The sequence below is a fragment of the Vreelandella rituensis genome, assembly GCF_003336665.1.
GTDB lineage: Bacteria > Pseudomonadota > Gammaproteobacteria > Pseudomonadales > Halomonadaceae > Vreelandella > Vreelandella rituensis.
In genome coordinates, this window is the sequence record NZ_QPIJ01000037.1 from 1 (window position 1) to 24920 (window position 24920).

General features: G+C 57.2%; 21 protein-coding genes and 4 pseudogenes. 10 read left to right on the plus strand and 15 right to left on the minus strand.

The features are described from left to right. A partial coding sequence (locus tag DU506_RS14160; RefSeq protein ID WP_147273757.1) for a transposase occupies positions 1 to 722 on the plus strand: 722 nt, incomplete at its 5' end. 211 nt (positions 723 to 933) lie between these two features. Here the strand turns inward: DU506_RS14160 and DU506_RS14165 are convergent. From DU506_RS14165 to DU506_RS22225, 3 genes are all read right to left on the minus strand, one after another. Beyond that, the gene (locus DU506_RS14165; protein ID WP_114487558.1) at positions 934 to 1671 is read right to left on the minus strand and encodes an SDR family oxidoreductase; all 738 of its coding nucleotides are present in this window, start codon (positions 1669 to 1671) and stop codon (positions 934 to 936) included. A gap of 49 nt (positions 1672 to 1720) precedes the next feature. Next, a complete protein-coding gene (locus tag DU506_RS14170) occupies positions 1721 to 3097 on the minus strand; it encodes an NAD-dependent succinate-semialdehyde dehydrogenase (RefSeq protein WP_114487559.1) in 1377 nt (458 codons plus the stop codon). 136 nt (positions 3098 to 3233) lie between these two features. Continuing rightward, the gene (locus DU506_RS22225; RefSeq protein ID WP_328587984.1) at positions 3234 to 3413 is read right to left on the minus strand and encodes an EAL domain-containing protein; all 180 of its coding nucleotides are present in this window, start codon (positions 3411 to 3413) and stop codon (positions 3234 to 3236) included. Between the two features lie 26 nt (positions 3414 to 3439). On the opposite strand from DU506_RS22225, the pseudogene DU506_RS22230 reads away from it, so the two are divergent. Then, positions 3440 to 3568 (plus strand): annotated as a pseudogene (locus DU506_RS22230) (EAL domain-containing protein); the annotation flags it as partial. Positions 3569 to 3703: 135 nt separating this feature from the next. Here DU506_RS22230 and DU506_RS14180 read toward each other — a convergent pair. Together DU506_RS14180 and DU506_RS14185 are read right to left on the minus strand one after the other, a co-directional pair. After that, positions 3704 to 4459 (minus strand): annotated as a pseudogene (locus DU506_RS14180) (IS1380 family transposase); the annotation flags it as partial. 582 nt (positions 4460 to 5041) lie between these two features. Beyond that, positions 5042 to 5410: a transposase gene (locus tag DU506_RS14185; protein ID WP_114487562.1), complete on the minus strand. Its 369-nt coding sequence runs from the start codon at positions 5408 to 5410 to the stop codon at positions 5042 to 5044. Positions 5411 to 5463: 53 nt separating this feature from the next. Here DU506_RS14185 and DU506_RS14190 point away from each other — a divergent pair, with 53 nt between their 5' ends. Further along, positions 5464 to 6237, plus strand: a complete 774-nt coding sequence (locus DU506_RS14190) for a ribonuclease H family protein (RefSeq protein WP_114487563.1) — start codon at positions 5464 to 5466, stop codon at positions 6235 to 6237. Between the two features lie 265 nt (positions 6238 to 6502). On the opposite strand, the gene DU506_RS14195 is transcribed toward DU506_RS14190, so the two are convergent. Further along, positions 6503 to 7396, minus strand: a complete 894-nt coding sequence (locus tag DU506_RS14195) for an alpha/beta fold hydrolase (protein ID WP_114487564.1) — start codon at positions 7394 to 7396, stop codon at positions 6503 to 6505. Between the two features lie 868 nt (positions 7397 to 8264). Further along, positions 8265 to 8441 (minus strand): annotated as a pseudogene (locus tag DU506_RS22235) (IS701 family transposase); the annotation flags it as partial. 578 nt (positions 8442 to 9019) lie between these two features. Here DU506_RS22235 and DU506_RS14200 point away from each other — a divergent pair. Then, the gene (locus tag DU506_RS14200; protein ID WP_114487565.1) at positions 9020 to 10198 is read left to right on the plus strand and encodes a DcaP family trimeric outer membrane transporter; all 1179 of its coding nucleotides are present in this window, start codon (positions 9020 to 9022) and stop codon (positions 10196 to 10198) included. Between the two features lie 239 nt (positions 10199 to 10437). Here the strand turns inward: DU506_RS14200 and DU506_RS14205 are convergent, their stop codons facing one another. Next, positions 10438 to 11481 (minus strand): patatin-like phospholipase family protein, encoded by a 1044-nt coding sequence (locus DU506_RS14205; RefSeq protein WP_114487566.1) that lies wholly within the window; start codon positions 11479 to 11481, stop codon positions 10438 to 10440. A gap of 480 nt (positions 11482 to 11961) precedes the next feature. Here DU506_RS14205 and DU506_RS14210 point away from each other — a divergent pair. The 3 genes and pseudogenes from DU506_RS14210 to DU506_RS14220 all read left to right on the plus strand — a co-directional run bounded on the left by DU506_RS14210 (position 11962) and on the right by DU506_RS14220 (position 14469). Further along, positions 11962 to 12517, plus strand: a pseudogene (locus DU506_RS14210) (helix-turn-helix domain-containing protein). 51 nt (positions 12518 to 12568) lie between these two features. Beyond that, positions 12569 to 13027 (plus strand): general glycosylation pathway protein, encoded by a 459-nt coding sequence (locus DU506_RS21710; protein WP_181870774.1) that lies wholly within the window; start codon positions 12569 to 12571, stop codon positions 13025 to 13027. A 434-nt stretch (positions 13028 to 13461) separates the two neighbouring features. Further along, entirely contained in the window at positions 13462 to 14469 is a 1008-nt protein-coding gene (locus DU506_RS14220; RefSeq protein ID WP_220254397.1) for an Acg family FMN-binding oxidoreductase, read from the plus strand. Between the two features lie 32 nt (positions 14470 to 14501). On the opposite strand, the gene DU506_RS14225 is transcribed toward DU506_RS14220, so the two are convergent. The 3 genes from DU506_RS14225 to DU506_RS14240 form a co-directional block, all read right to left on the minus strand. Further along, the gene (locus DU506_RS14225; RefSeq protein ID WP_114487567.1) at positions 14502 to 15275 is read right to left on the minus strand and encodes a transposase; all 774 of its coding nucleotides are present in this window, start codon (positions 15273 to 15275) and stop codon (positions 14502 to 14504) included. Between the two features lie 453 nt (positions 15276 to 15728). Continuing rightward, positions 15729 to 16013: a tyrosine-type recombinase/integrase gene (locus DU506_RS22825; RefSeq protein WP_114487569.1), complete on the minus strand. Its 285-nt coding sequence runs from the start codon at positions 16011 to 16013 to the stop codon at positions 15729 to 15731. Positions 16014 to 16140: 127 nt separating this feature from the next. After that, a complete protein-coding gene (locus DU506_RS14240; protein WP_114487570.1) occupies positions 16141 to 16893 on the minus strand; it encodes a PAS domain-containing protein in 753 nt (250 codons plus the stop codon). Between the two features lie 413 nt (positions 16894 to 17306). Between DU506_RS14240 and DU506_RS14245 the strand changes: the two genes are divergently transcribed. From DU506_RS14245 to DU506_RS14255, 3 genes are all read left to right on the plus strand, one after another. Further along, positions 17307 to 18038: an ABC transporter ATP-binding protein gene (locus tag DU506_RS14245; RefSeq protein ID WP_114487571.1), complete on the plus strand. Its 732-nt coding sequence runs from the start codon at positions 17307 to 17309 to the stop codon at positions 18036 to 18038. A gap of 18 nt (positions 18039 to 18056) precedes the next feature. After that, positions 18057 to 20153, plus strand: coding sequence for an ABC transporter permease (locus DU506_RS14250; protein WP_114487572.1), 2097 nt, complete (start codon positions 18057 to 18059; stop codon positions 20151 to 20153). A 78-nt stretch (positions 20154 to 20231) separates the two neighbouring features. Then, positions 20232 to 21440, plus strand: a complete 1209-nt coding sequence (locus DU506_RS14255) for an efflux RND transporter periplasmic adaptor subunit (RefSeq protein WP_114487573.1) — start codon at positions 20232 to 20234, stop codon at positions 21438 to 21440. A 42-nt stretch (positions 21441 to 21482) separates the two neighbouring features. Here the strand turns inward: DU506_RS14255 and frdD are convergent, their stop codons facing one another. Genes frdD through frdA form a run of 4 tightly spaced genes read right to left on the minus strand, consistent with a single transcriptional unit; the run spans position 21483 to position 24806 of the window. Then, positions 21483 to 21878, minus strand: a complete 396-nt coding sequence (frdD, locus tag DU506_RS14260; RefSeq protein ID WP_114487574.1) for a fumarate reductase subunit FrdD — start codon at positions 21876 to 21878, stop codon at positions 21483 to 21485. Continuing rightward, a complete protein-coding gene (locus DU506_RS14265) occupies positions 21878 to 22273 on the minus strand; it encodes a fumarate reductase subunit C (RefSeq protein ID WP_114487575.1) in 396 nt (131 codons plus the stop codon). The genes frdD and DU506_RS14265 overlap by 1 nt, the downstream gene beginning before the upstream one ends. Positions 22274 to 22284: 11 nt before the next feature. Next, entirely contained in the window at positions 22285 to 23025 is a 741-nt protein-coding gene (locus tag DU506_RS14270; protein WP_114487576.1) for a succinate dehydrogenase/fumarate reductase iron-sulfur subunit, read from the minus strand. Further along, the gene (gene frdA / locus DU506_RS14275) at positions 23022 to 24806 is read right to left on the minus strand and encodes a fumarate reductase (quinol) flavoprotein subunit (protein ID WP_114487577.1); all 1785 of its coding nucleotides are present in this window, start codon (positions 24804 to 24806) and stop codon (positions 23022 to 23024) included. Before frdA ends, DU506_RS14270 begins: the two co-directional genes overlap by 4 nt. Positions 24807 to 24920: the final 114 nt, after the last annotated feature.

Consider the following 24920-nt stretch of genomic DNA (forward strand, 5'->3'; position numbering starts at 1 on the left):
AGGATGAGCTCTATCCCGACCTGCTGAAGATCGCACGGCTAGTATTGAAGCAGGCGGATCGCGGGCAACGGCAGGTGCTCGAAGGCGGGGATGGCTCAGCGGCTCAACAGAAATGGCTGGACGCGTTGGCGCACTACAGGGAGCTGATGTCGCGCGTGATCGAGCAGACCCAACGTCGTGTCATCCAGGGCGAACGGGTGCCCTCCTCGGACAAGCTCGTCAGCCTGTTTGAGCCGCATACCGATATCATCGTCAAGGGATTCCGCGACGTGCAGTACGGCCATAAAATCAATCTGAGCAGTGAAGTGAGCGGCTTTATCACCGCGTTGACCATCGAAGAGGGGAATCCGGGCGATAAAACGCTGTTTCTGCCGATACTGGATTTTCATCGATCCGTTCTGGGCAAGCTGCCTCGCGCTGTGGTCGCTGATGGCGGCTACGCCAGCCAGGCAAATGTCGCGGCTGGGCGCGCCATGGGCCTTAAGCACGTTGTGTTTCACAAGCCCGTGGGCGTATCGCTCACCGCCATGGGCGTCAAGTCGAAGACCTTTAACGCCTTACGTCATTTTCGAGCCGGCGTCGAAGGCAATATCTCGGAGCTGAAGAGAGCCTTCGGCGCTGCGAAGGCGAAGTGGAAAGGTCATGATGGCTTCAAGGCGTTTGTCTGGGCCTCGGCTCTGAGCTACAACCTGGTAAGGTTGGCGCGACTCGGGCCGGATTAATTCCCAGGTTCGGGCTGAAAACCTATCAAAGGAACGCATGGGGTGGCCATGCAAGATATGCCCGTGGCCTGACGTTGGGCTGACTGCTCAAATGACAGCCAGACTGAGCGTTATTCAGCCGTCGTCACGTTATTGACGGCACTCAGCGCCGCTTCCATTTCCAGGGTCGAGCTGAATTGACTGAAAATGCATGTTTCTGGATGGGCACTAGTTAGAGTGGCTGCTTAGTCGGCCGGATAATAATCTCGTTGACGTCGACATCCGCCGGCTGCTCGATGGCGTAGGTGACCGCACGGGCGATGGCATCAGCATCGATAGCCATCTCGTACATTTCATCCACGCCCTCGGCTGTCTCTGGATCGCTGATGGTGGACGTCAACTCGGTGGCAATGGCCCCGGGAGAGATGTTGGTGGAGCGGATTTCCCCGCCGCCTTCCTGGCGTATACCCTCAGAAAGCGCCTTAACTGCATACTTGGTCGCGGAGTAGACGGCTGACGCTGGAAAAACCTTATGCCCGGCTACCGACGAGAGGTTGATGATGTGGCCAACATGCTGCTCGCGCATAGTCGGCAGCACCGAAGCGATGCCATAGAGCACACCCTTGATGTTGACGTCTATCATCTGTTCCCATTCGTCGACCTTGAGCTGATCAAGCGGTGACAGCGGCATCAGGCCTGCATTGTTGACCAGCACGTCGATGCGGCCGTAGGTCTCCTTGGCCGCGGTGGCGAGCGCCTCGACCTGATCGCGGTCAGTAACGTCGGTCACCTGGTAGATTGCATTACCGCCCTGCTCCTTGATAGCGTCGCGCAGCTCCACAAGGCGATCCTCGCGGCGAGCAGCAAGCACCAACTTTGCGCCACCCTTGGCCAGACGGTGGGCGGTGGCTTTACCGAGACCACTGCTGGCGCCGGTAATGATGACGACCTTGCCATTGATTTCTGACATGGGTTCTTCTCCTGTGTTGTGTGAAAGATAGTTAAAATGTGGCGAGTGGTCACGGTAGGAAAATCGCCTTTACGTTAACGAATTCCTTGATGCCAAAGCCGCCGTGTTCACGCCCGTATCCGGAATTCTTGACCCCTCCAAAGGGCATGTTCGGATCAGCCGCCCCGAACGAATTGATGCGGATCATGCCGGTGTCGAAATGATCGCGGGCCAGTTTGAGGGCACGTTCCTCGTTTTTTGAAAAGATCCCGCCACCCAGACCGTAGCGGCTTTCATTGGCCAGTCGCATGGCGTCCTCGTCATCTTTGGCACGGATAATTGAGGCGACGGGTCCAAAGATTTCATCGTCGTAGGCGGGCATTCCGGGCGCGAGGTCTGCCAGCACTGTGGCGGGATAATAGGCACCGGTGCGGTCAGGCACTTCGCCGCCGCAGAGGATTTTTGCACCCTTGGCGACGCTGGCATCCACCTGGTCTTTGACCGTATCAAACTGGTCCTGGCTGGACAGCGGGCCAAGCTGGCTATGCTTATCCGTGGGATCGCCCATGACGATGTCGTTCATTTGAGCCACGAACGCATCGACAAAGGCGTCATAGACCTTGTCAGTCACGATGAAGCGCTTGGCGGAAACGCAGGTCTGTCCATTGTTGTACAGCCGCCCGATGACCGAAAACTTCACCGCCGTGTCGATGTCGGCATCTTCCAGCACCAGGTAGGCGTCGTTCGAGCCCAGTTCCAGCACGGTCTTCTTCAACGCACTGGCGGCCACAGCACCAACGTGTCGCCCGGCACCATCACTGCCGGTCAGCGTGACACCACGGACTTTAGGGTGGGCGATCAGATTATCGCTGGTGTCGTGGTCGATCACGATGACCTGAAACAGATCCTCGGGCAGGCCCGCTTCAATGCATAATTCGCGCAGGCGCAGGCCAGACCCGGTGCAGATGCTGGCGTGCTTGAGAACACAGCCGTTGCCTGCCATCAGATTTGCCGCCAGCACACGCACCGGCTGGTAGATGGGGAAGTTCCAGGGCTGGATAGAATAGATGACGCCAAGGGGCTGATAGCTGACGACGCCGCGCTTGCCGTTGAGACCCTGCACACGCTCCTCGTCGGCCAGTGCGTCGGGTCCGTTTTCGGCGGCGTAATCAAAGAGTGCCGCACAGAGTTCGACCTCAACATGTCCGTCTTTCAAGAGCTTACCGGTTTCGCTGGTCATCAAGGCGGCCAGCTCATCGGCATTGTCACGCAATTTTTGGCCGATCTTTTTGAGATAGGGGGCCCGCTCCTGGTGGCTCAGTTCACGCCATTCCAGGAACGCCGCATGGCAGGCCTCAAGCCGGTCCGTCGCCTGCTTTTCGGTCATGATTTCGTAGGTCTGAATTTCTTTTTCGGTCGCGGGGTTAATAGTGGTGATTGTCGACATGATCGCTCCTTCCGGCTCTGAGAGAGAAACGCAGTTTGGCGCTACCTCTTATGGATTCTCAGGTCGTTGGCAGGATATGTCTGTTCGACAACCAACATAGCCGCAGGCATGAGAGAAACTCTGCCCGAATTGCCGGTTACTCACGCTCAACATACCAAGACCGCAGCGTTTCGGCTGGCATGGGTTTACTAATACCAAAGCCCTGCAGTAGATCACAGCCCATCCCTTGCAAGCGATGGATATGGGCGTCACTTTTCACGCCTTCCGCCACTACCCTTTTGCTGAACCGGTGAGCGAGGTAGATGACGCTTTCCACGATGGCCAAAGTCGCTCGGTATACGGGTGTCTCTCGACGATTTCGGCACAGGCTACTCGACCCTTGGCCATCTTCGTGACTTGACGGTGGATACCCTTAAAATCGACCGTAGTTTCGTCAAGGATATGCTGAAAAATGCTGGTGACCTTGCCAACCTCAAAGGCGTTATTGGTTTTTCCCGCGCCTTCCAGTGCGATGTAATCGCCGAGGGCGTCCCAGGTCTTCTCGAAGCGGATGGCCGAGGCGGCGTCGATGTCCAGTGCCAGCTTGGCCAGGCGCTTGTTGCCGGCGATGCCAATGATGTAATCGACACCATGGCGGTCACACCAGTTAAGGATCAGGGGGCGGCAGAAGCCGCTGTCGCCGCGAAACACGATTGTCACCTCGGGCCATGCCTGACGAAGCCGTCGGACCAGCAGCGTCAGAAGGGCACCGGCATGGTGAGCGGCATCCCGCGAGGCGGGGCGCAGGTAGCTGGCCAGCAGCTGATTCCCGCAGAACACGAACAAGGGCAAGAAGATGTAGTGGTCGTAGTAGCCGGAGAAGTGCCGCCCGAGCTGCTCGCCGTGCACACGATCATCGGTGGCATCAAAGTCGAGGTAGAGCGGTTTTTTCGGCGGCTTCCGGAAGGAGCGGATGAACTGCTCGATGATCTCCTCGTGAATGGCTACCGCCCAGTCCCGGTCGGCCTGCTGCTCGAAGCGGCACAGGGTGGACAGGCTGGCCAGCACACCCTCCGTATCGACGGCCGTTTGCAGGGCGATGTCATGGCGCAGCGCCTGGTGATCATTGAGATCTTCGTATCCCAGCGCGAGGCCGAAGATGCGCTGGCAGACCAGGGTTTCCGTACGGTGCTGGCAGCGCTGAGGGTCACGCGCATCACTCAGGCGGCGGGCTACGGCGCGCGTCAGGCCCATCTCACGATCGAGCTGACGAAGGAGCAGGATGCCTCCGTCGGAGGTGACATCACCGCCATCGAAGTTGGCGACGATTTGACGGCCTTTGCAGCGTGGAAAAGAGACGGACGGCGTGGTACATTTTGTCATGGCGGCTGAACCGGCTGATTCTTGTGTAGGAGCTTGAATTACAAGCGATTTTCAGCCGCTTTTTTTCATGTTTGCTGCAATATTCGGGTTAGTGGGGTAGCTAACCCCTGACCCTAATGAATGACGCGCGCCTTCTCTCCTCAGAGGGGAGGTGGCTTCCAAGAGCCCAACCCTTCGACAGGTTTTGAGAAGGCCGGTCTGACCTGTTTTTCATCTTTCGGTGCTCGGCAACAAGGTGGCAATCCAGGCCGCTTGGCTAACCGTGATCGTGTGGATTTATACCGCTGCCTCCTGGATTCCATGAAAATCGTGACGGTAAGGTGTTTTCCGACAAAGTATTGCCCAGGCAATACGGACATTTTTGTTGGCGAGCGCAACGGCCGCCCTGTTTTTGCCAACACGACTGACTAAATCACGTAACCACCGACTTCTNGCCCTGTTTTTGCCAACACGACTGACTAAATCACGTAACCACCGACTTCTGGCATCTTGTTTATCGTCCAGGACACGAATGGCAGCGTGCCCCCCTCGTATAAGCGCGCATTTAAGGGATAGTTGCCCAGTGCGCCAGGGCTATCGCAGTTAGAAATAATCGCTTTCTAAGGTCTTGGCTTCATACCAGACATCAAGTGCTTGGCAATAGTCTGAACAATAGATTCGAGCACCCATCTGCCAACTGCGATAGCCCTGCCCAGTGCGCCCAATGCCTCGCATCGTGGCCGAGCCGCCGCTACTATATTGCTTTGGCGTCAGGCCAATGTAGGCAGAGGCCTGACGGCCATTCTGGAACGCTCGACCGTCACCTAACGCACTGTAAAGTTGCGTCGCTGATATTATGCCGATACCTTCAATGGCCATCAGTTGACGGCAGGGGGCGAACGCACGACTGACTTGCTCCACTTGTTGATCAAGATCCAGAAGGCGGTTGTTGAGTTGCTCCAGTTCTTCCATCTGCTCAGTCAGCGACGAACCCCAGGCAGCATTCAACTTTGAAGGGCACGATTATGGCAACGGCGAAAAAGCCCAAGTGGTATGTGGTCTGGGAAGGGCGCACGCCGGGGGTATACACCACCTGGGCGGACTGCCAGAAGCAAACCAAAGGGTTTCCCAAGGCAAAGTTCAAGTCTTACCTCAGCAAGGGCGAGGCCCATAGTGCTTTCCAGCAAGGCTGGGGCGAGGGTGGATGGGGCAAGGCTGACCCTACAGAGAAAGGCGTCAAAGGCGCGGGAGATAACATGCGTCACGATGCGTCCGTCGCCGTCGACGTGGAGATCTTCTGTGATGGCGCGTGCGACCCTAATCCGGGGCCGGCTGGATCGGGCTTGGCTGTCTACCGCCAAGGCATACTCGATTCACTCTATCTGGGCCACTACACCTTGAGAGGCACCAACAACACTGCCGAGCTTCATGCCTTGCATGAGGCATTTAAACTTGCCAAGGGAGCGGTCGAGGCGGGGGAGAGCGTGCGTATTCGTGCCGATTCCCGCTATGCGATCCAGTGTGTCAGCCAATGGGCGTCAGGCTGGAAAAAGCGGGGATGGAAACGCCCCAACGGTGACCCGGTAAAAAATCCGGATATCATCGCGCCAGCCCACGATCTGTACCTGGCGATCGCTTCCAAAATCACGCTGAACCATGTGAAGGCCCATGCCGGCATCGAAGGCAATGAGCTGGCTGACCGCATGGCGATGCTTGCGGCAATCGAAAAAGAGGAGCGCTTTGTGCGCTACGTGGGCAACCTGGATGTGGGGGAAGTCTTGAAATTCAAGCGGGGTTGACGCCCTGTTCAGGGAAGACGTCACCCTGGCGAACCTGCTCACTCGGATTTCGATACCCCTTCTACAACTTTACGGCCTTCCTCCCGCGCATCACTGGCTCACGCCCGTTGATACGGGGAATCCGGCCGTATGATTGTTGAATTCAGGGTGCAAATTAACAATTGCAGGCAAGGGACGCTCCTGACGTCGTGCCCCTGCTGCAAGCGTTACATCAGGGGAGCTTCTCACAGTTCTTTGCCAGTGGAGGCGCTCCCAGTGCAAGGCATTACCTGTCGACCTCCGCCGTCATGGTGCCGATCACCCGTTCCAGCTCACGGTTGAAAGCCACCGGCTTGGCCATGTGCAGGAAGTGGTCGGTGTCTGCCATGATCACGGCGTCGAACTCGGGTAGGAGCTCCTGGTTGGCTTCGACTTCTGTCGGCCAGAGGTCAGCATTGATGGAGAATACGGGCACAGCCAGTTCTTCGAATCGTTGCGCCGCTTCACCATCTGCATGGCGCGACAGCATATCATCCATGGCGCTGATGGCCACCTGCGACGGCGAGGCCGCCATGTCACGCATGACCCAGTCGCGCAGATTGGGGTCGGTGCTCTCGATGAACATCGACGCCACGAACTGTTGTGCGGCCGGTGCAAAGTCTTGCTGGAGTGGTACCAGCATTCCGTCGAGCTGGGCCTGGGTGATTTCTGAGTTCACGTGGTGGAAAGTGTCGACGCCGATGATCCCGATGACGCGTTTCGGAAACAGGCGTGCCGCTTCCACGCTGACCGGTCCACCCATGGAGTGTCCGATGAGGATCGCCTGCTCCACTTCCAGATCGTCCAGTACCGCCTTCACGTCCTCCCCGAAGGCTGGCACGGTGAATGACTCACGCTTCTGGCCAGAATGACCGTGCCCGGCAAGATCGATGGCCACCACCCGATGTTGACGAGAGAAGTGCGGCAGCTGCCCGCGCCAGTATCGCCCGTCGCAACTCCAGCCATGAATGAAGACGAGCGTCGGTTTGCCGCTCCCCCGCACCTCGTAGGCAATCGGCACCCCATCCGCCGAGTCGGCCATTCGCGGCCAGGTGACTTCGCTTGCCATCGCCTGGTTGGTAAGCGCCAATAGCAGCACCAGACTTAGATAATGCACGACATACAACGAAAATCCCCTCATGACGCGCTCTCTCGAGTTTTCTGTGACTCATGCAGCATAGCCGAGGTAGCCGCTCCGGTTCGCCTAACTTGCCATCATATATTGGCCAACCCGCCCGGCTAGCCCTCAGCACGCTTTGGTGGCAAGCTGCAGGGAGAATCAATAAGGACGGATTGTACGCCAAATCCGTCTGCCGGAAGAGCGAGTATAATTATCTCGCGTATCGGCAGTTTCCGGCGTATGCAGCGAAGGGCAGGAGATGACCCAAAGCTGCCTTTTAGTAACTCTGCATATACACTCATAGCTTCACACTGTGTGCTGGGTGGCCAACCACATAAGACCTTATAGCTATTGGCCTGAGGCATGCATCGTCATGTCACGACCATTACTTTTGGCACGGTAGAGTACGCCGTCAGCGCACCCAAATAGCTGTTCAATCGATTCATCTGGTAGCACTTCGGCAACGCAGAGCGTGAGCGTGACGCGCCCCACTTCGCTGTCACCAACAGCGAAACAGCGTGCCGATCAAGCGCTTTATCAAGCCAAGACCAAGGGCCGTAACCGGGTGATGGTGTCGTGACGGGGGTGGGTTTGGCCATCCAATGAGAGGTGCTCCGGAGCGCTAAAAAAGAAAAGGTTGCTGTAGTGGCGCTCGTTACCTGTTTAGGGTTGCCGGCAAGGTATATCTGGCACGGATAGCCCAAACATCTCTAAGTACTACGGTCGTAAATAATCATTGAGAGACAAGGTGTTGATACTTCCCTTTATCCGCTGGCGTCTTACCCAGTACAGCGCATCTTCCAGCCGCCTTCGTCGTTGGGCAATGGGGTAAGGCACAGCCATCGCCGCATTTCGGCCAGGGAGAGAACGACGGGCTGCCCACCCAGGTTCAGCAACAGGCTTTTTTTAGCTGATGTCGGCGCAACGTGACCAGCTGAGCGTAGGCCGCCATTACCAGCGTGATATGGCGATACCAGCCTCGCCAAGTCCGCATCTCATACTGATCCAGCCCCCGTTGTGATTTGCTTTCCTGGAAACAGGGCTCGATATTCCACCGTAGGGGTGCGCATCGCACTGATGTTCCGCCAGTTGCCAACTGTTGCGTCGCTCGACGTCGCCCAATAGGCCCCGCAGATACGCACCGAGGCCTCGGCGTGTTTGATGTAACCGCCCACGCTATCAACCATGAGAATAATGCTGATTCCCAATCACGGGTCTGCTTATGCACGTTTTTAAGGGCCATGTCGTTCAGCATCGGGCACCTCACTCACTGGCCGTGGCTAACGACGTATAGCGTTTATCTACAACTGCAGTACTAGAATCGCGCTACCTGTTTGAGCCGGCGTCCGTTAGCGTCGAGCAGACGTTCCTCCCGCACCCCGGGGGCGAGGTGGTTCGCACTCAGGCACCCGCCGGGCATGTAAGCAGGAGTACGTCGCGGGGGACCGCTAGCGCCCATGCGATCTAATTTAGAATATGCTATTATTTATGTTCTAATTTAGTTTCAACGTAAGGCCAGATAATTATTAGCCGCTCTGGATGTTCGGCACCCGCTTTGCGCCTTGGCGAACATCGCTGAGTGGTTGCTCGGCCCTTTGTACCGCGCTCTCCGGGCGCATTGATGAATATAGATGAAGGAATGTAATGACGATTTCCCAGCGTAATTTGCTCAAGCCGACGCTGTTGGCACTGAGTGTTGTGGGTGCCGGCGTGATGTCGATGACGAGCAGTGCCGTCAGTTTTGAAGTGGGCGAGACGAAGGCGAGTGTGTACGGGTTTGCCAAGTTGGATGCGATCTACGACCGTGATAACGACCTTGGGAATCTTGCAGCGCGCCCGCGCATCCTGATTGACGGGCAAACGGGTGTGGATGGCAACTTTGACATGCACGCCTACCAGAGCCGGCTGGGCTTCAAGACGGCCACCCCCGCGGCCGGTTCTCCCTTGGTCACGCACGTCGAGGTGGACTGGTTCGATAACGTCCCGGAGGGTGGTGAACTTCGGTTACGCCATGCCTACGGCAGTTGGAACAACGTGCTGGCGGGGAAGACCTGGACAAACTTCGGCAGTCAGCTAAGCCGCACGCCGATCATTGATTTTGCGCCAAGCCCGGGGCAAAGCAAAAGCGGTCGCAAGGCGCAGTTGCGCTACACGATGGGGGATTTTCACGTTGCGCTGGAAAATCCTGAGCCGCACGACTTCAACAACGCGGTTGCGGTTGGCTTCAATCCGGCCCGTGGCGGTTATGCCGTAAGCCAGGATAACCACGCAGCCATGCCGGATGCCACCCTGCGCTACCAAACGCAAGCCGGTGATCTCCATTACTCCCTTTCCGCCGTCGCGCATCAGCTTAACGTGGAAGGTGAGAAGCTGAATGACGATGCCATGGGGTGGGGGATTAATGCAGCCGCAAGCTACCCGATGACGCCAGCGTTCATCGTGCGCGGCGGATTGACGTACGGCGACGGCATCGGTGAGTACATGCAGAACAATCCCTCCGCGCCTGGGTTCCTTGATGGCGGTGAGATCGAGACCATCGAGGCTTGGGGGGCGAATGTCGGTATGTCGTTAAAGACAGGGCCGGGGGTCGTCAACCTTGGCTACGGCGTGTCCAACGCGGACATGGACGATGCGGTTAAGGCTGGCCTTCCCGGTGCAGCAGGCGCGAACGAGAAGTTCGAGGCCGTCCACCTGAACTATATCTGGTCGCCGGTGAAGCGCGTTAGCTACGGCGTGGAAGCGGGCTACCATACCCGCAAAGTGGCAGATGGCCGTGATGGGGATGCGCTGCGCATCCAGGGCATGGCCATGTACGCCTTCTAATACCGCCTCTTGCTGCATAGCACGATAACGGACCGCCACAAAAAATATACGCTAGCCCATAGAAGGATCGGAGGAGGTTGACTGGTCGGCGTCAAGGCCCTCTGTATCACGTTATTGACGGCACTCAGCGCCGCTTCCATTTCCAGGATCGAGCTGAATTGGCTGAAAATGCGTGTTTCTGGATGGGCACTAATTCACCGGGCTGATGGGTTGTTTGCTGCTGATTAAGGAAGATGGTTCTAACCTTGGTGCTGGGCGCCAATGCCTTGGAATATCTGACGAAGATCGATACTTGAACGTTCTCCGATGGCTGCAAGGTTCTCATCCAGCCAGTCTGTTACGGTGTCACGGCCGAGATCGCGAAGTTTGGTGAGAAACTCCCACTCGACGTTCATCTTCGATGAGGCGCTCAGCGGTTTTAGTTCGGCCTGGTTTTCCACGACATGCACTCGCACCTGACGGTATTCATCGGTCGTAAGCTTGCCCTGACGGATCAATCGGTCGACGAAGTCGATCCCGCGCAGTTCCTTGAGCAGGCTGTTGTTGAAACTGATCTCGTTCATCCGGTTCTGTATCTCTTGGGGATTCTTCGGTGTGCCCTTGCGCTCGATCGGGTTGATCTGGATCACCATGATGTCGTCTGTACCGGTCACACCGTGAAAGGGAAACAGCGTCGGATTTCCCACGTAGCCGCCATCCCAATATGGCACGCCGTCGATCTCGACTGCCTGATAGAGATACGGTATACAGGCCGAAGCCATCAACACGTCCACCGTCAACTCTTCGCGAGGAAAGACCTTGACATTGCCGCTCTCTACATTAGTAGCAGAAATAAAGAGTTTGAACGCATTGCACCTACGCACCCTGTCGAAATCGATGACTTTCTCCACCAGATCGCGCAACGGATTGATATTGAGAGGATTAAACTGATAGGGCGAAGCCACACGGGAGAGAGCGTCCATAGCGTAATACATGGGGTTATTCTCCAGCCCCCAGTTGCCCGTCAGAACATCGTAGGGCGTGCGTTTCAGCGGGCTGTTCTTTGCGTCGTCGCCAATGCATCGCCAAAAGTTTTCTAGGGCCGCGCGCGCGCCCTCGGAACCATCGCGGGCGAAACCATCGGCCAGTGCCACCGCGTTCATAGCCCCCGCCGAGGTGCCTGAGACCCCGGCGATGTGCAATCGACCGTCCTCAAGAATCCGATCCAGAGCTCCCCAAGTGAAGGCACCATGAGAACCTCCGCCCTGAAGGGCGAGGTTAATGGATTTGGGTTTATGTACCATGTGGCCGGTCCTATTAGATGGTAGATGGGCTGCCTGCATTTATTAATTAAATTCAGGTTATTGACTCGGCTCCCTGGGGAAAAGATGGATTTCATAACGCTTTTTGATTACACATCTTGATCAACTATCGCATCGGCCCGGAGCCGCATAGATCCAATTCAGGACATTGAAGTTTCGTCGTTGTCATGTCCACTCCTCTTCCTCTTAGGGAGGGTTGCATAATTACGATAGACTATTAATTGCTGCACTGCCACAATGCGTTTTTTCTGCTTCCCTTAATAAAATATCTCTTGATATACAACAAACAGCTAGGTGTGACGCTGCGCTTTTCATAATGTAATGGTTTAATAATCAGTATGATACATGCTTTAGTAAGTGACTCTGCATAAGTTACGCTGTATAAAAAACGAAGCTCAACAAGGGAGACGCACCATGTCTCGACGCTTACGCTTCGTTTCTTTGACACCTGACTAGCAACATATCGTGAATGACGCCTATCAGCACGGTGAAAAGAGAGCGTTACGTCGTAGGGCTCACGCCGTCTTGCTTAGCCACAAAGGTCATACGATTAACCAGATTCGGATTTAAACGCGATACGGTGTCTACTTGGTTATCCCAATGGGGAAACAGAGGGTATTGAAGGCCTTCAGGACAAGGCGCGTGAAGGACGTCCTCACCTTCTCAACGAGAGCGCGCTTGCTGTGTTACAGCAACTTGTTGAAGAACATTCGCATCAATTGCCTGTCCTCCATGCCGCTCCCTCTGGATTTGATTTAGGCGATAACACCAACCGGACAACTAGGCTGACAGAGGGGGAGCATCCCAGCGCAAAATAATCGATTAGATGGCATATCGCATTCACCTGGTATATCTGTCGCCTTATTCGCCGGGGCTGGACCTGATCGAAATTCTTTGGGGTGAAATCAAATACCGATGGCTACTGCTGACAGACTACAGTTCGTTCGATAAACTCTGTGAAGCGGTAAAAAACGTGTGTGACAGTTACGGAATAAATAGCTCGATAACTTTTGCATAACTACTTAGCAACAACATATGCCAGCAAATCAATTGGCGGATCGGAGCAAAAATGAATAAAGCGAAAACTATTTCTGATTGGATAGGGCGTGCTGTTTACGGACTCATCAGCTTGAGCTTGGGGATTATAAGTCTCACAATGATGGGTGTTGCCTTATGGGATATATGGCTCTCGTTACACGAAAAGACCTTGCTTATTGCAGCCCTTCTTAATGCCATCGGCTTGATTGTGATTGGAATGGCTGTTTTCGATGTGTCCAAATTCTTGTTGGAGGAAGAAGTTTTCAGCAGCAGTGCTACGAAGTCGCCTGAAAAACAGAGGCAGGCTTTATTAAAGTTTCTCGTCATAATTGCCATTGCTATAAGCCTGGAATCCCTAGTGTTCGTTTTTGACGCCGGGTCAAAAGACATTACTACGTTGATCTACCCCACTTTCTTATTAATTGCAGCTATTTTGTTGGTAGTCGGTCTTGGTGTATATCAAAAGTTGACTCGTGATGAAGTCACGTAGCCACTATACAAAACGTTATCACGGTTTCTACTCGAATATTGCCATAGCATGAATTTTTGGTGATAGCACACGCATGGAGAGTGATGTCGGAAAAGCTTCCAGCTTCTTAGGCAGCAACCCGATACTCCCAGAAAGTGCCTGGTGACGAGCCCTCACATGACTCACATGAGTAGGGGCAACGCTATCCGCAATCGGCTCAAGGTATGACTCAAAGCGTTCATGTAGCCTATAATGTTGCATAAACGCCCATGTCAAGTGCGAATGTTATCGCAATAGTGCAGCAAAGTCATTTTGTGACACAGTAGAAGTAGGGCCTGTTGACAGGGGAAGTTTGGCAGGCTCCTATCCCTGCCATGAAACGCCAACAGTCCCAAGGGTGGAAGCCGAGATCATCGAGGCCATTCTCACCCCATTGTTTAAAGGAGAAAGTCACGATGGACTACTCGGAAAAAGTCAGGGAGATCTGGCAGCCCCCTGAGACTGAAACGGTAATGCCGGATTACAGTGGGCTGGTACGGTACGCGACCTTGGCTGCATCCAGCCACAACACACAGCCCTGGATCTTCAAACTTGAAAAGAACCGGATCTGGATTCTTCCAGATCTGTCACGGCGTTGTCCCGCTGTAGATCCCGATGACCACCACCTTTATGCGAGCCTGGGCTGTGCCTCCGAGAATCTGTTGCTGGCAGCGGAAGCGGCGGGGCTAAGGGGTTTCTGCTCCTACGACCCGTCGACCTCGGGTGTACAGATTGATTTTGAGAAAACCTCCCCCTTTCGGTCGCCTTTGTTCGATGCCATTCCCAAAAGGCAGTGTAGCCGGGTGGAATACGATGGATCGCCACTCTCTGCCGAGCAGTTGCGGCAGATGGAGAAAGCCGGGCAGGGCGAGGGCGTCTCCATCAAGCTGTTCACTGATACTGACCAAAAAGAGCAGATAGCCCGCTACGTGGCTGAAGGTAACACCGCCCAATTTGGCGACGCTGCATGGGTCCGGGAGCTTAAATCCTGGATTCGCTTTAACGGGCCAGAGGCAGTAACTAGCGGTGATGGTCTGTATGGACCAGCGATGGGTAATCCTGCAGTGCCTCGTTGGCTTGGATTGTTGGCGATGCGCTTCGGTTTCTCTGCAAAAAAGCAGAACCAGAAAGACTGCCGGAACATCCGGAGCTCGTCTGCCATTGCCGTACTGGTTTCCGATATCGACGACAAACCCCATTGGATTGAGGCGGGCCGTTGCTATGAGCGACTCGCTCTGCAGGCAACTGCGCTGGACTTAAGGACGGCCTTTATTAACCAGCCGGTTGAGGTGGCACCCTTACGCGCGAAGTTTGCCCGTTTTCTCGGTGTCGGGAATCGACGGCCGGATCTGATAGTGAGAATCGGTCGTGGGCCTGAAATGCCACGATCCTTGCGCCGCCCGGTGGAGGAGGTTCTTCTCTGAGCAGCTATCGATGTACAATGGTTCGGACAGTTTCATGACGCAATAGCGCCGTAATGGCACATCTCATCAAAGTCGGGACGGGATTTTATGTCATTGAAGTCCAGACCCAAGTAGGAAGAAAAGCGTTCCAGCAGGTGCGCGTTGGCTTTGCGGGTTCTCCAGCGGGCAATCGAAATCACCCGTTGACCGCTTGGTTGATGCTGCCGATCTTCAAGTTTGAGTAGGTTCAGCGCCGTCATTGAGGCGTTGAAATGGAAATGTAGCGCTTGTTCCTTTCGCGCCTGACAGTCGTTCAGACCCAGAAACTGCTTGGCATCGCGAAACAGAAACTCAATCTGAAAACGCGCCTTGTAGTACGTCACCAATGTCATGGCCTCCAGGGACGTATCCGTCGAAAATAACAAGGCTGTTTTCACTTTGCCGCCAACCCGCTTTACCAGATACACCACCCGTAGGTCGCGTTTGAAATGCGCGCTGTTCACGATAGCGGTATACACCTGTGTCGCCTCCATGTGGCCTGCCGGCGTCCATCGGCTCACGTCATCAACGCTCACTTTTCCACCATAAAGACGCTTGCGCCCTCGGGGTTTCTGTTCTCCCTGATACAGCCAACGCAGATTGGCGTCATGACGCAGCTTGCCGACCTGATGTAACCCCGTTGCCACGACACCCTGGAGGTAGCGGGTTTTACTGTAATAGCCGTCCGCCACGAGATAACGCACCTGTGGCGGGAGTGACGCACGATCCTGCTGAAGATGGTGAAGATAGCGGTCCACGCGCGACTGTTCACCGTCGGGACGATCCAAAGCTCAGGCGATTGAACTCGGTGAAATCAAACGCACGCCGATACCAACGCGAAAAGGTCTTCTCATGGTAATCACTGTAACGGCTGAGATTGCGAAAGTTGACACGACCTCGCAAACACATCAGCAGGGGCAACAGGACGCGAATAAAGCGCCGTTGGGGCTTTTTGAGACTGGACATCTGCTGCAAGACTGTATTGACTATTTCCATGAAAGCCTGTGCTCGGGTGGTGATGTTGTGAGAGACCCCATTATCTGAGCATCAGGCTTTCTTTAAAACTGTCCGAACCATTGGATGTAGAATACAGCAAAAAAAGGATTGTTCTTGTAACCAAGCTCGTCGGTAGATTACGAATCTAATTACTAACAGGCATTGGGCCATGGCATTCGCTCAATAATGCCACCAAACCCACCGTGCCATTTCCCTTTCCGGCTCGATGTCCCTTCAAGGCACCTTCAGCGCCTTCTTTTTACGCCCCTGATACCCGAATCGCCCGGATTGAAGCCGTGCCGCTTGACTACGGTAGGCCTCGGTGTCATCGACGCTCCGTGGTGCTTCATGGACTCATGCCCGAGGATCACCTGGAGCTGGCGCATGCCTGCCTTGAACAGATCGGTGCCACAGGTCCGGCGCAGATCGTGTGGTGAAGATCTGAGTGACGGGATCTTACCAGCCGTGGCCACCGTTTTAGCATGCGTGTGCTTGATGGGTAGTCGCAATAGAGTTCGGCAAATGAGCACCTGTTATTGATTCTAGCAAGGCCCTACCAATGTCAAAGCGTAAGTGACTTGATCCCGCCTAATGAATAGGCGGGTCAACCGCTCTCGCGATGCTCACTGAATTTAAGAGGATATAGGCGTCGCCTCCCTAATCACCTCGCATCTCATCCAATATGACGATAAAGTGTGTATTCTTGCCTGAATTATCTATAATCGGTTCGATAGTATGATGAATAAATTTACGCTCGCCATCTTTGCTTTTATTGACCAAATGCGCTTGGAAAGGCTGGCCAGCATCAAAAGTTTTCAACATCTTCTGGTAGACTTCGCAATCCTGTTCGCCGGGTATAAAACAGGTTGGTATTTCACCCATCAATTCGTTTGATTGGTAGCCCGAAAGAGACTCAAATGCAGTATTGGAAAATACAATACGCCATTTACTATTAACTACAAGTGCAGGGTCCGGGGACTTATTTAACAATTTAGCCAGTGCATTATTTTCTTCTTTAGCAATGTGAAACTGAGTAACCTCCTGTTGCACAGAAACAAAATGAGTGACCTCTACGCCATTTCCAAAAACTGGAGAAATGTTCCAGTTAACGATATAGATCTCACCACTTTTTCTATAATTAACTGTGCTTCCTTCCCAAAATATTTTTTTATTTAACGCATCTCTCATTGTATCAATGACCGCAGAATCGGTATCAGGCCCTTGAAGAATGCGCGGTGACTTACCTAACAGCTCTTTCGATGAATATCCCGTCATCAGGCAAAATGCTTTATTGCAATATACTATAAAAGGCCCACCCGGAGAAATGTCCGAGTTGGTGACGAGAACAGAATTATAAGATTGCTCTACTGCAATTTTCAAAAGTTTTGCTCTGACATTTTCTATAGACACCGCGAGTCCTCATCAATTTGCCATTTTTACTTATACCATAATAGTAACAGCATCTTGAATTGATGGATGTCAAAGCTTTATTCCGCCTTATTCATGAATCATGCCTAAAAACGAAGATAGTGAATGGTTTTATCTTTTAGAATCAATATTTTGTGCCAATAAAATGATTCAAGATGACCATCCGCTATGGATGAAAGCGTATCTCCCTGGACTCCCGCCTGAAATGGCTCTGTTCGCGTCGAACTGGGCGGCCAGCGCATTCTTGAGATGTCCACTGTTACTGGGCAGGATCAACTGTAGTAGTTAGGAATTTCCGGACAGTTGCCTCAGGCCTGACGTGCTTCCGGAATATATACGAGGACTTTCTGGCTTCAGCTAGACTGGGAGCAACGGTGAAAACAGGAGGCCTGAGCATGGACAATGACAGGGAAGTGGTCTTCGCCACGCGCGGGTTGACCCGCCTCTACCGCATGGGCGAGGTCACCATCCAGGCGCTGCAGGGAGTCGACCTGGCCCTGCGTCGCGGCGAGTTGCTGGTAATGCTCGGTGCCTCGGGCTCCGGCAAGTCGACACTGCTCAACATCCTCGGTGGGCTCGACAGTCCCAGCGAGGGCGAGGTGCACTACCGCGACGCCGCCGGCCGCGAGCATGACCTGAGCCGGGCCAGCCAGCGTGAGCTGACCCGCTTCCGGCGCCACCACGTAGGCTTCGTTTTCCAGTTCTACAACCTGATCTCGAGCCTGACCGCACGGGAGAACGTAGCCATCGTCACTGAGATCAGCCGCAATCCCATGACCCCAGAGGCGGCACTGGCCCTGGTCGGCCTGGAGGAGCGCCTGGACCACTTCCCTTCCCAACTCTCTGGCGGCGAGCAGCAGCGGGTGGCCATCGCCCGGGCCGTGGCCAAGCAGCCCGACGTGCTGCTCTGCGACGAACCTACCGGCGCCCTGGACTTCCGCACCGGCATCCGGGTGTTGGAGGTGCTCGAACGGGTCAACCGGGAGACCGGCACCACCCTGGCGATCATCACCCACAACGAGGTGATCGGCGAGATGGCCGACCGTGTGGTCCGCCTGCGCGACGGCCGGGTCGACGAGATCCACGCCAATGCCCAGCGGCGTCCCGCCCATGAACTGCGCTGGTGATGCCATGAGACCGGCCGCATGCTTACCCTGAACCGCAAGCTCGTCCGCGACCTCTGGCGACTCAAGGGGCAGGCGTTGGCCATCGCCGTGGTGATCGCCAGCGGGGTCATGACGCTGATAATTTCGGTGACCACCTTGGAGGCGCTGTCGGGCTCCAGGGACCGCTTCTACGCCAGCCACCACTTCGCCCAGGTGTTCGTCGACATCAAGCGGGCGCCTAGGGGGCTGGTTACCCAGTTGCAGGCGATCGAAGGGGTCAATCTGGTCGAGCCCCGGGTTCGCGCCGCGGTGCGCCTGGCCGTGCCCGACTTCGAAGACCCCATCCGTGGCACGCTGCTGTCGATCCCCGATGGGCGTCAGCCCACCCTCAACCGCCTGCACCTGGTGGCGGGCTCACTGCCTGAGGCGGGGCGCGATGACCAGGTAGTGGTCAGTGATGCCTTCGCCGAGGCCCACGGCCTGGCACCCGGCGACGCCCTGGAGGCGATCATCGATGGCCGCCATACCGCCCTACGCCTGGCCGGCATCGCCCTGAGCCCGGAGTTCCTCTACCAGGCCGCGCCCACTGACCTGATGCCGGACTACCGGCGCTACGCGGTGCTGTGGATGAACGAGCATACCCTGGCCAGCGCCTATGGCATGCGCGGCGCCTTCAACCACCTTTCGCTCACCCTGCAGGCCGGGGCCGACGAGAAACGGGTGATCGACGCCCTGGACCTGGTCCTGGCTCGCTACGGTGGCACCGGCGCCACCACCCGCCACGACCAGCAGTCCCACCGCTTCATCGAGGAGGAGCTGGCCCAGCAGCGCATCCAGGCCACGGTGCTGCCGGCGATCTTTCTCTCGGTTTCGGCCTTCCTGCTCAGCGTGGTCATGGGGCGCATCATCCAGACCCAGCGGGAGCCGCTCGCGGTGCTCAAGGCCTTCGGCTACCGCGATGGTGAGCTGGCCCGCCATTACGCCCTGCTGGCTGGGGCCATCGCGCTGTTGGGCTGGGCGCTGGGGGTGGCCCTGGGCGCTTGGGCGGCCAGCGGCCTGGCCGGGGTCTACCGCGACTATTTCCGCTTTCCCGAGATGGTCTTCCGGGTGCCCCCCTGGGCCCTGGCGCTGTCGCTTCTGGTGGTGGTTCTGGCCGCGCTGACCGGCACTTGGCGAGCCGTCTGGCGGGCCGTCAGCCGACCCCCGGCCGAGGCTATGCGTCCGCCGGCTCCGATCCGCTTCCGCCGTACCTGTCTGGAGCGCATTCTGCCCGGCACCTTGCTGGGCCACGAGGCGCGCATTATCCTGCGTCACCTGGCCCGCCACCCGGCCAAGGCCAGCTTCTCGATGGCGGGGATCGCGCTCTCCGCCGGGCTGCTGATGATGGGGGCCTACCAACTCGATGCCGTGGAGAGGATGATCGACCAGCAGTATCGTCAGGTGTTGCTCATGGATGTGGAGCTCACCTTCAGCGAGGCGACCCCGGCGCGGGCTGCCGGCGAGCTGCGTCACCAGCCCGGGGTGCTGACCGTGGAGACCTGGCGTCGTGTGCCTGTCACGCTGATCCATGAACACCGTGAGTACCGTACCAGCCTGCTCGGCATGGTCCCCGAGCCGCAGCTGCGCCAGGTGCTGGATGGCCAGCGCCGTGCCCAGCGCCTGCCGGAATCCGGCGTGATGCTAACCCGCCACCTGGCCGGTGAGCTGGACGCCCGGATCGGCGATACCCTGGAGGTGGCGATCATGGAGGGCCAGCGCCGCCGAGTCAGCCTGCCGCTGGTCGCCCTGGTGGACGAGCCCCTAGGCGTGGGCGCCTACATGACGCGTGAACAGCTCAATGCGCTGATGCGTGAGGGGCCGGCGATCAGCGGCGCCTGGCTGCTGGTGGACCCCGCCCGTACCGACGCGCTCAACGCAGCCCTGTGGGAGATGCCCGGGGTCGCCTCGATCGGGCTGCTCGCCGAGGCTGAGCGGGGCATCCGCGACTACCTTGACGAGACGATCCTGCTGGTGGCGCTGGTCTTCGTGGCCATCGCCACCGCCGGGGTAATCGCCGCCTCGCTGCTGGTCGACCTGTTGGTGGTGCGCCGCCTGGGCCGCCTGGACATGATCAGAGTCCTGAAGGCGGTGGAGTAGAAGCGAGGAGCGTCGACCTGCAGAGCGAGGCAAAGGACGCCTGGCGCGTTTTGCAAAGAACCATAGGGAGATGAACCCATGACATCACGCCGCCCCCTAATCCGCCGCTTGCTGTGGGGCCTGGCCGGACTCGTGCTGGTCGGTCTGCTGGCCTGGGCGCTGCGCCCAGCCCCGGTGCCAGTCAGCGTGGCCCGGATCACCGCCGAGCCCTTCGTCGACTCGATCACCGAGGAGGGGCGCACCCGGTTACGCGACACCTGGAACGTCTCGGTACCCATCGCCGGCTACTTGCAGCGGGTGATGCTGGAAGTCGGCGACGAGGTCGAGCAGGGGCAGGCGCTGTTCCGCCTGGAGCCGAGCCCTGCCCCGGCCCTTGATCCGCGATCGCGACAACAGGCTGAGGACAATCTGCAGGCCACCCAAGCAAGGCTGCGGGCTGCCCATGCCAACTTGGAGACCGCCCGGGCCGAGCGGCGTTTCGCCGACGCCGAGTATGACCGCTACCGCCAGCTGCACCAGCGCAACCAGGTCTCCACCGCCGATCTCGAGCAGCGCCAGAGCCAGCGCGACCGCCAGCGCGCCATTGAGAGCGCCGCGGCCTCAAGCGTAGAGGCCGCCCGCTTCGAAGTGGAAAGCGCCCGGGCGGTGCTAGAAGTCGCCAGTGGGCAGCGCGGCGACATTGAGCACCCTGCGCTGGAGGTGCGCGCACCCATCAGTGGCACGGTGCTGACCCGCTACCGCTGCTGCGAGGGAACCGTGGCGGCCGGCGAGCCGATCCTCGAGCTCGGCAGCCTCGCGGACCTGGAAATCCAGGTGGACCTGCTCTCAATGGATGCCGTGCGGGTGCGGCCCGGTATGGCGGTGCGCATCACCGGCTGGGGCGGGGAGCCGCTGGCCGGCCAGGTGCGCGGCATCGAGCCCGTCGGATACACCCGGGTCTCGGCGCTGGGCGTCGACGAACAGCGCGTGCCGGTGATCATCGATTTCATGGAGGATGCTGACCCTGCCGCCCAAGGGCTGGGCAGCGGCTTCCGGGTCGACGCCGAGTTCCTGGTCTGGGAGGCCGACGACATCCTGCAGCTGCCCACCAGCGCCCTGTTTCGCGCCGACGGCGACTGGGTGGTCTTCACGATCGAAGAGGGCCGTGCCCGTCGGGTTCAGGTCACCCCGGGCCGGCGCAGCGGGCTGACGACCCAACTCCTCGACGGCCTCGAGGCCGGGGACGTGGTCATCACTCATCCCGGCGAGCGGGTGGCGGAAGGCATTCGGGTACGCATAGACGAGTAGCCGGCCTCGATCAGCACCAGCACCAGCCGGGTTAGCGCATGGCTACAGGATCCCGATAGCGAATCCGACAAGTGCCAGGACGCTAAGCAGGGCGGCACCACCATACGTGGCTACCTTGTTCAGATGTTCCGTACCCAGCTTAAGGTCATGCAGGCCATGGCGGATACGGTGGGCCGCATGGAATAGCGGCAAGCAGATCACCATACCGATAAATATCAGCCCTGGCAGGCTGAATACCATGGAGTGAGCACGCTCGAAACGTAGCGCATCAGGCCCAACGATTCCGGCTGGGATGAGCAGGGCGATGAACAGGATCGCTGCCGGTACAAACACCGCAAAGCAGACACCGCCGGCGCTGAAAAGGCCCCACCAGATGGGCTCATCGCTTCTTCTCATGTTCTCGGATGCATCATTATTCAACGACGTACCTTTATTCATCACAGCCCCCTCATGAATATCCAGGCCGCCAGGACCATCACCACTACTACGCCAAACCATTGTCCGAGGACCATGAGGTTCGGGGGTAGGGTGCGACCACCTGCACGTAATGGCATGACGCGTGGGAACAGTTGGAAAAACGTCCAGGCGTGAAACAGACTGGCGATAAAAGCCAGCGCATTTACCGCGATAACCAGCGGACTTTGCATGAACGTAAGCCAGCCTTGCCAGCTTTCAGCTCCCTGCAGCAGGCTATACAACCCTGCAAGCAGGCAGAGGAGAAAGAACACCAGCGGTAGAACAGTGGCTTCCCTTGCCATGTATTTCTTGAAGTAAGGGTGCTTCAACCACCAGTTACGTTTAAGTTCGGGAAAGTAGCTTGTTCGCTTTGCCATGACGCCGCCCCCTATCCTTTGAATATGCCGATCAGCATGTCTTTCGCCGACTCGACTTTGCCCTGGTTCACCGCGGCTGCTGGGTCGACATTTTTTGGGCAGACTTCCGAACAAAAGCCCACGAAGGTACAGCTCCAGACCCCTTCCTCGCGGTTCATTTGCGGCATGCGCTGCTTCTTGCCCTGATCCCGGCTATCAAGGTTATAACGATGAGCAAGCGTTAGGGCAGCTGGCCCCAGGAATTCAGGGTTCAGGCCAAACTGAGGGCAAGCCGAGTAGCACAGGCCACAATTGATACAGCCGGCAAACTGCTTGTACTTTTCCATCTGCGCCGGAGTCTGCTTGAAGGTTTCCGTGCCTTCTTCGCTGTCATTGATGAGCCGGCTGTCATTAATGAGATAAGGCTGCACTGCAGCGAGGTGATCGAGAAACAACCCCATATCGATGATCAGGTCCTTCTCCACAGGGAAGTGCGCGAGCGGGGCAATCTTCACCGGACCTTCGTAGTCGCGCAGAAAGCTCTGGCAGCCCAGCTTGGGGGTGTTGTTCACCATCACGCCGCAGGAGCCGCAGATCGCCATGCGGCACGACCAGCGGTAGCTAAGGCTGCCGTCCAGCTCTTCCTTGACGTAGTTAAGGGCGTCAAGAACCGAGGTGCTGTCGTCGAAGGGTATGTCGAAATCCTGCCAGTAAGGAGTATTATTTCCCTGCTCCGGAAGATAGCGTTGGATACTGAGCCGTTTGGTGGTCATTGTTTGATTCCTTTGCCGGCATCGCCATAGGCGCGTTCAGCGGGGGCGGACAGGTGGGTATCCACGTCCTGCCAGCGCAGCTGGGCTGGCCCTTCAGCGTTGAAGAAAACCTGACTGTGCTTCAGGTAATTGACATCGTCACGTTGCTGAAGATCTTCCTCGAGCCGCTTGTGGGCGCCGCGCGATTCCTTGCGCTCGAGCGCTCCCAGGCAAGTCGCCTCGGCAATGTCCAGGCCGTAGCCCAGCTCAAGGCACTGCATCAGCTCGGTGTTATAGGCACGGCTTTTGTCCTGCAGTCGAATGTTCCGATAACGAGTCTGCAGGTCGCGAATCATGTCCAAGGTGGTCTGCATCCCCGCGACTTCCCGATAGATCCCGCAGCCAGTCTCCATCGTCAGCACGAGTTCACGCTTGAGCTCTACCCAGTTTTCCTCGCCTTCGGCATCATAAAGCTTCGCTATCCGGATCTTTTGGGCTTGGGCCTGTTCCTTCAGGGCAGTGCTATCGGCAAAAGTGACCGTTGCTGCCCGCTGGCTGGCCTCTTCCCCCGCCAGGCGCCCGAAGACCAGCAGTTCGGAGAGAGAATTCGAGCCCAGGCGGTTGGCGCCGTGAAGCCCCACGGAGGCGCATTCGCCCGCGGCATACAGCCCCTTGATGCGGGTCTCGCAATGGGCGTCGGTTTCTATTCCGCCCATGGTGTAGTGCACCGCCGGGCGAATCGGGATGGGCTCCTTCACCGGGTCGACATTGATGAACACATTGGCAAGTTCGCAGATGAACGGAAGGCGTTCATGCAGATACTCCTTGCCCAGGTGGCGCAGGTCCAGATAGACCACGTCACTGTCGCCGAACTTGCCAGTCCGCCCTGACTGCTGTTCCTGCCAGAAGGCTTGGGATAACTTGTCGCGCGGACCCAGCTCCATGTATTTGTTCTGCGGATGGCCCAACAGAGTTTCAGGGCCAAGCCCGTAATCCTGCAGATAGCGGTAGCCATCCTTGTTCACCAGGATGCCCCCTTCGCCACGGCAGGCCTCGGTAATCAACACGCCGGAACCCGGGAGACCGGTCGGATGGTACTGAACGAATTCCATGTCCCGCAGGGCAACGCCATGACGAAAGGCCATGGCCATGCCATCGCCGGTGACGATGCCGGCATTGGTATTGAAGCGAAACAGGCGTCCAGCTCCGCCTGTCGCCAGGATCACTGACTTCGCGCGCAGCAGGATCAGTTCACCGGTAGCGATCTCAAGCGCAATGACCCCGGCCACCGCGCCGGCGACAACCGCGATATCGAGCACGAAATACTCGTCCAGGCGTTCGATTTCCGGATACTTCAACGAGGTCTGAAACAGGGTGTGCAGCATGTGGAAGCCGGTCTTGTCGGCGGCAAACCAGGTACGCGCCGTTTTCATGCCGCCGAAGCGCCGTACCTGCACGGAACCATCCGGCTTGCGACTCCAGGGGCAGCCCCAGCGCTCCATCTGCACCAGCTCCCGATGAGCGTGGCGAATGAAATAGTCGACGACACCCTGTTCGGCTAGCCAGTCGCCACCGGCAACCGTATCGTCAAAGTGCGCTTGCAGGCTGTCTTCTTCGCTGGTCACGGCGGCAGCGCCCCCTTCCGCCGAGACGGTGTGAGAGCGCATTGGATAGACTTTCGAGAGCAGCATGATGCGCTGCTGACGGTGCTCTTTTCTGGCACTTTCGGCCGCAGCGATCGCGGCACGCAAACCGGCGCCGCCACCCCCCACGATAACGATGTCGATGTCCTGTTCGCGCATGATTCTCCCCGATGATCGATTGCCGGCCAGGCTTGGTTAACTGAACCCCTGTCATCTGAATAGTAGGCTGCCCTGAGAAGGACAAGGCTTCATCTGGAACATTAGTTGGAAGAA

What these genes read in the sequence shown, in the direction of transcription:
- DU506_RS14165 (WP_114487558.1), bottom strand. Translation starts at nt 1,671, where the DNA reads ATGTCAGAAATCAATGGCAAGGTCGTCATCATTACCGGCGCCAGCAGT.
- DU506_RS14170 (WP_114487559.1), bottom strand. Translation starts at nt 3,097, where the DNA reads ATGTCGACAATCACCACTATTAACCCCGCGACCGAAAAAGAAATTCAG.
- DU506_RS14185 (WP_114487562.1), bottom strand. Translation starts at nt 5,410, where the DNA reads ATGGAAGAACTGGAGCAACTCAACAACCGCCTTCTGGATCTTGATCAA.
- DU506_RS14190 (WP_114487563.1), top strand. Translation starts at nt 5,464, where the DNA reads ATGGCAACGGCGAAAAAGCCCAAGTGGTATGTGGTCTGGGAAGGGCGC.
- DU506_RS14195 (WP_114487564.1), bottom strand. Translation starts at nt 7,396, where the DNA reads ATGAGGGGATTTTCGTTGTATGTCGTGCATTATCTAAGTCTGGTGCTG.
- DU506_RS14200 (WP_114487565.1), top strand. Translation starts at nt 9,020, where the DNA reads ATGACGATTTCCCAGCGTAATTTGCTCAAGCCGACGCTGTTGGCACTG.
- DU506_RS14205 (WP_114487566.1), bottom strand. Translation starts at nt 11,481, where the DNA reads ATGGTACATAAACCCAAATCCATTAACCTCGCCCTTCAGGGCGGAGGT.
- DU506_RS21710 (WP_181870774.1), top strand. Translation starts at nt 12,569, where the DNA reads ATGAATAAAGCGAAAACTATTTCTGATTGGATAGGGCGTGCTGTTTAC.
- DU506_RS14220 (WP_220254397.1), top strand. Translation starts at nt 13,462, where the DNA reads ATGGACTACTCGGAAAAAGTCAGGGAGATCTGGCAGCCCCCTGAGACT.
- DU506_RS14245 (WP_114487571.1), top strand. Translation starts at nt 17,307, where the DNA reads ATGGACAATGACAGGGAAGTGGTCTTCGCCACGCGCGGGTTGACCCGC.
- DU506_RS14250 (WP_114487572.1), top strand. Translation starts at nt 18,057, where the DNA reads ATGCTTACCCTGAACCGCAAGCTCGTCCGCGACCTCTGGCGACTCAAG.
- DU506_RS14255 (WP_114487573.1), top strand. Translation starts at nt 20,232, where the DNA reads ATGACATCACGCCGCCCCCTAATCCGCCGCTTGCTGTGGGGCCTGGCC.
- frdD (WP_114487574.1), bottom strand. Translation starts at nt 21,878, where the DNA reads ATGAATAAAGGTACGTCGTTGAATAATGATGCATCCGAGAACATGAGA.
- DU506_RS14265 (WP_114487575.1), bottom strand. Translation starts at nt 22,273, where the DNA reads ATGGCAAAGCGAACAAGCTACTTTCCCGAACTTAAACGTAACTGGTGG.
- DU506_RS14270 (WP_114487576.1), bottom strand. Translation starts at nt 23,025, where the DNA reads ATGACCACCAAACGGCTCAGTATCCAACGCTATCTTCCGGAGCAGGGA.
- frdA (WP_114487577.1), bottom strand. Translation starts at nt 24,806, where the DNA reads ATGCGCGAACAGGACATCGACATCGTTATCGTGGGGGGTGGCGGCGCC.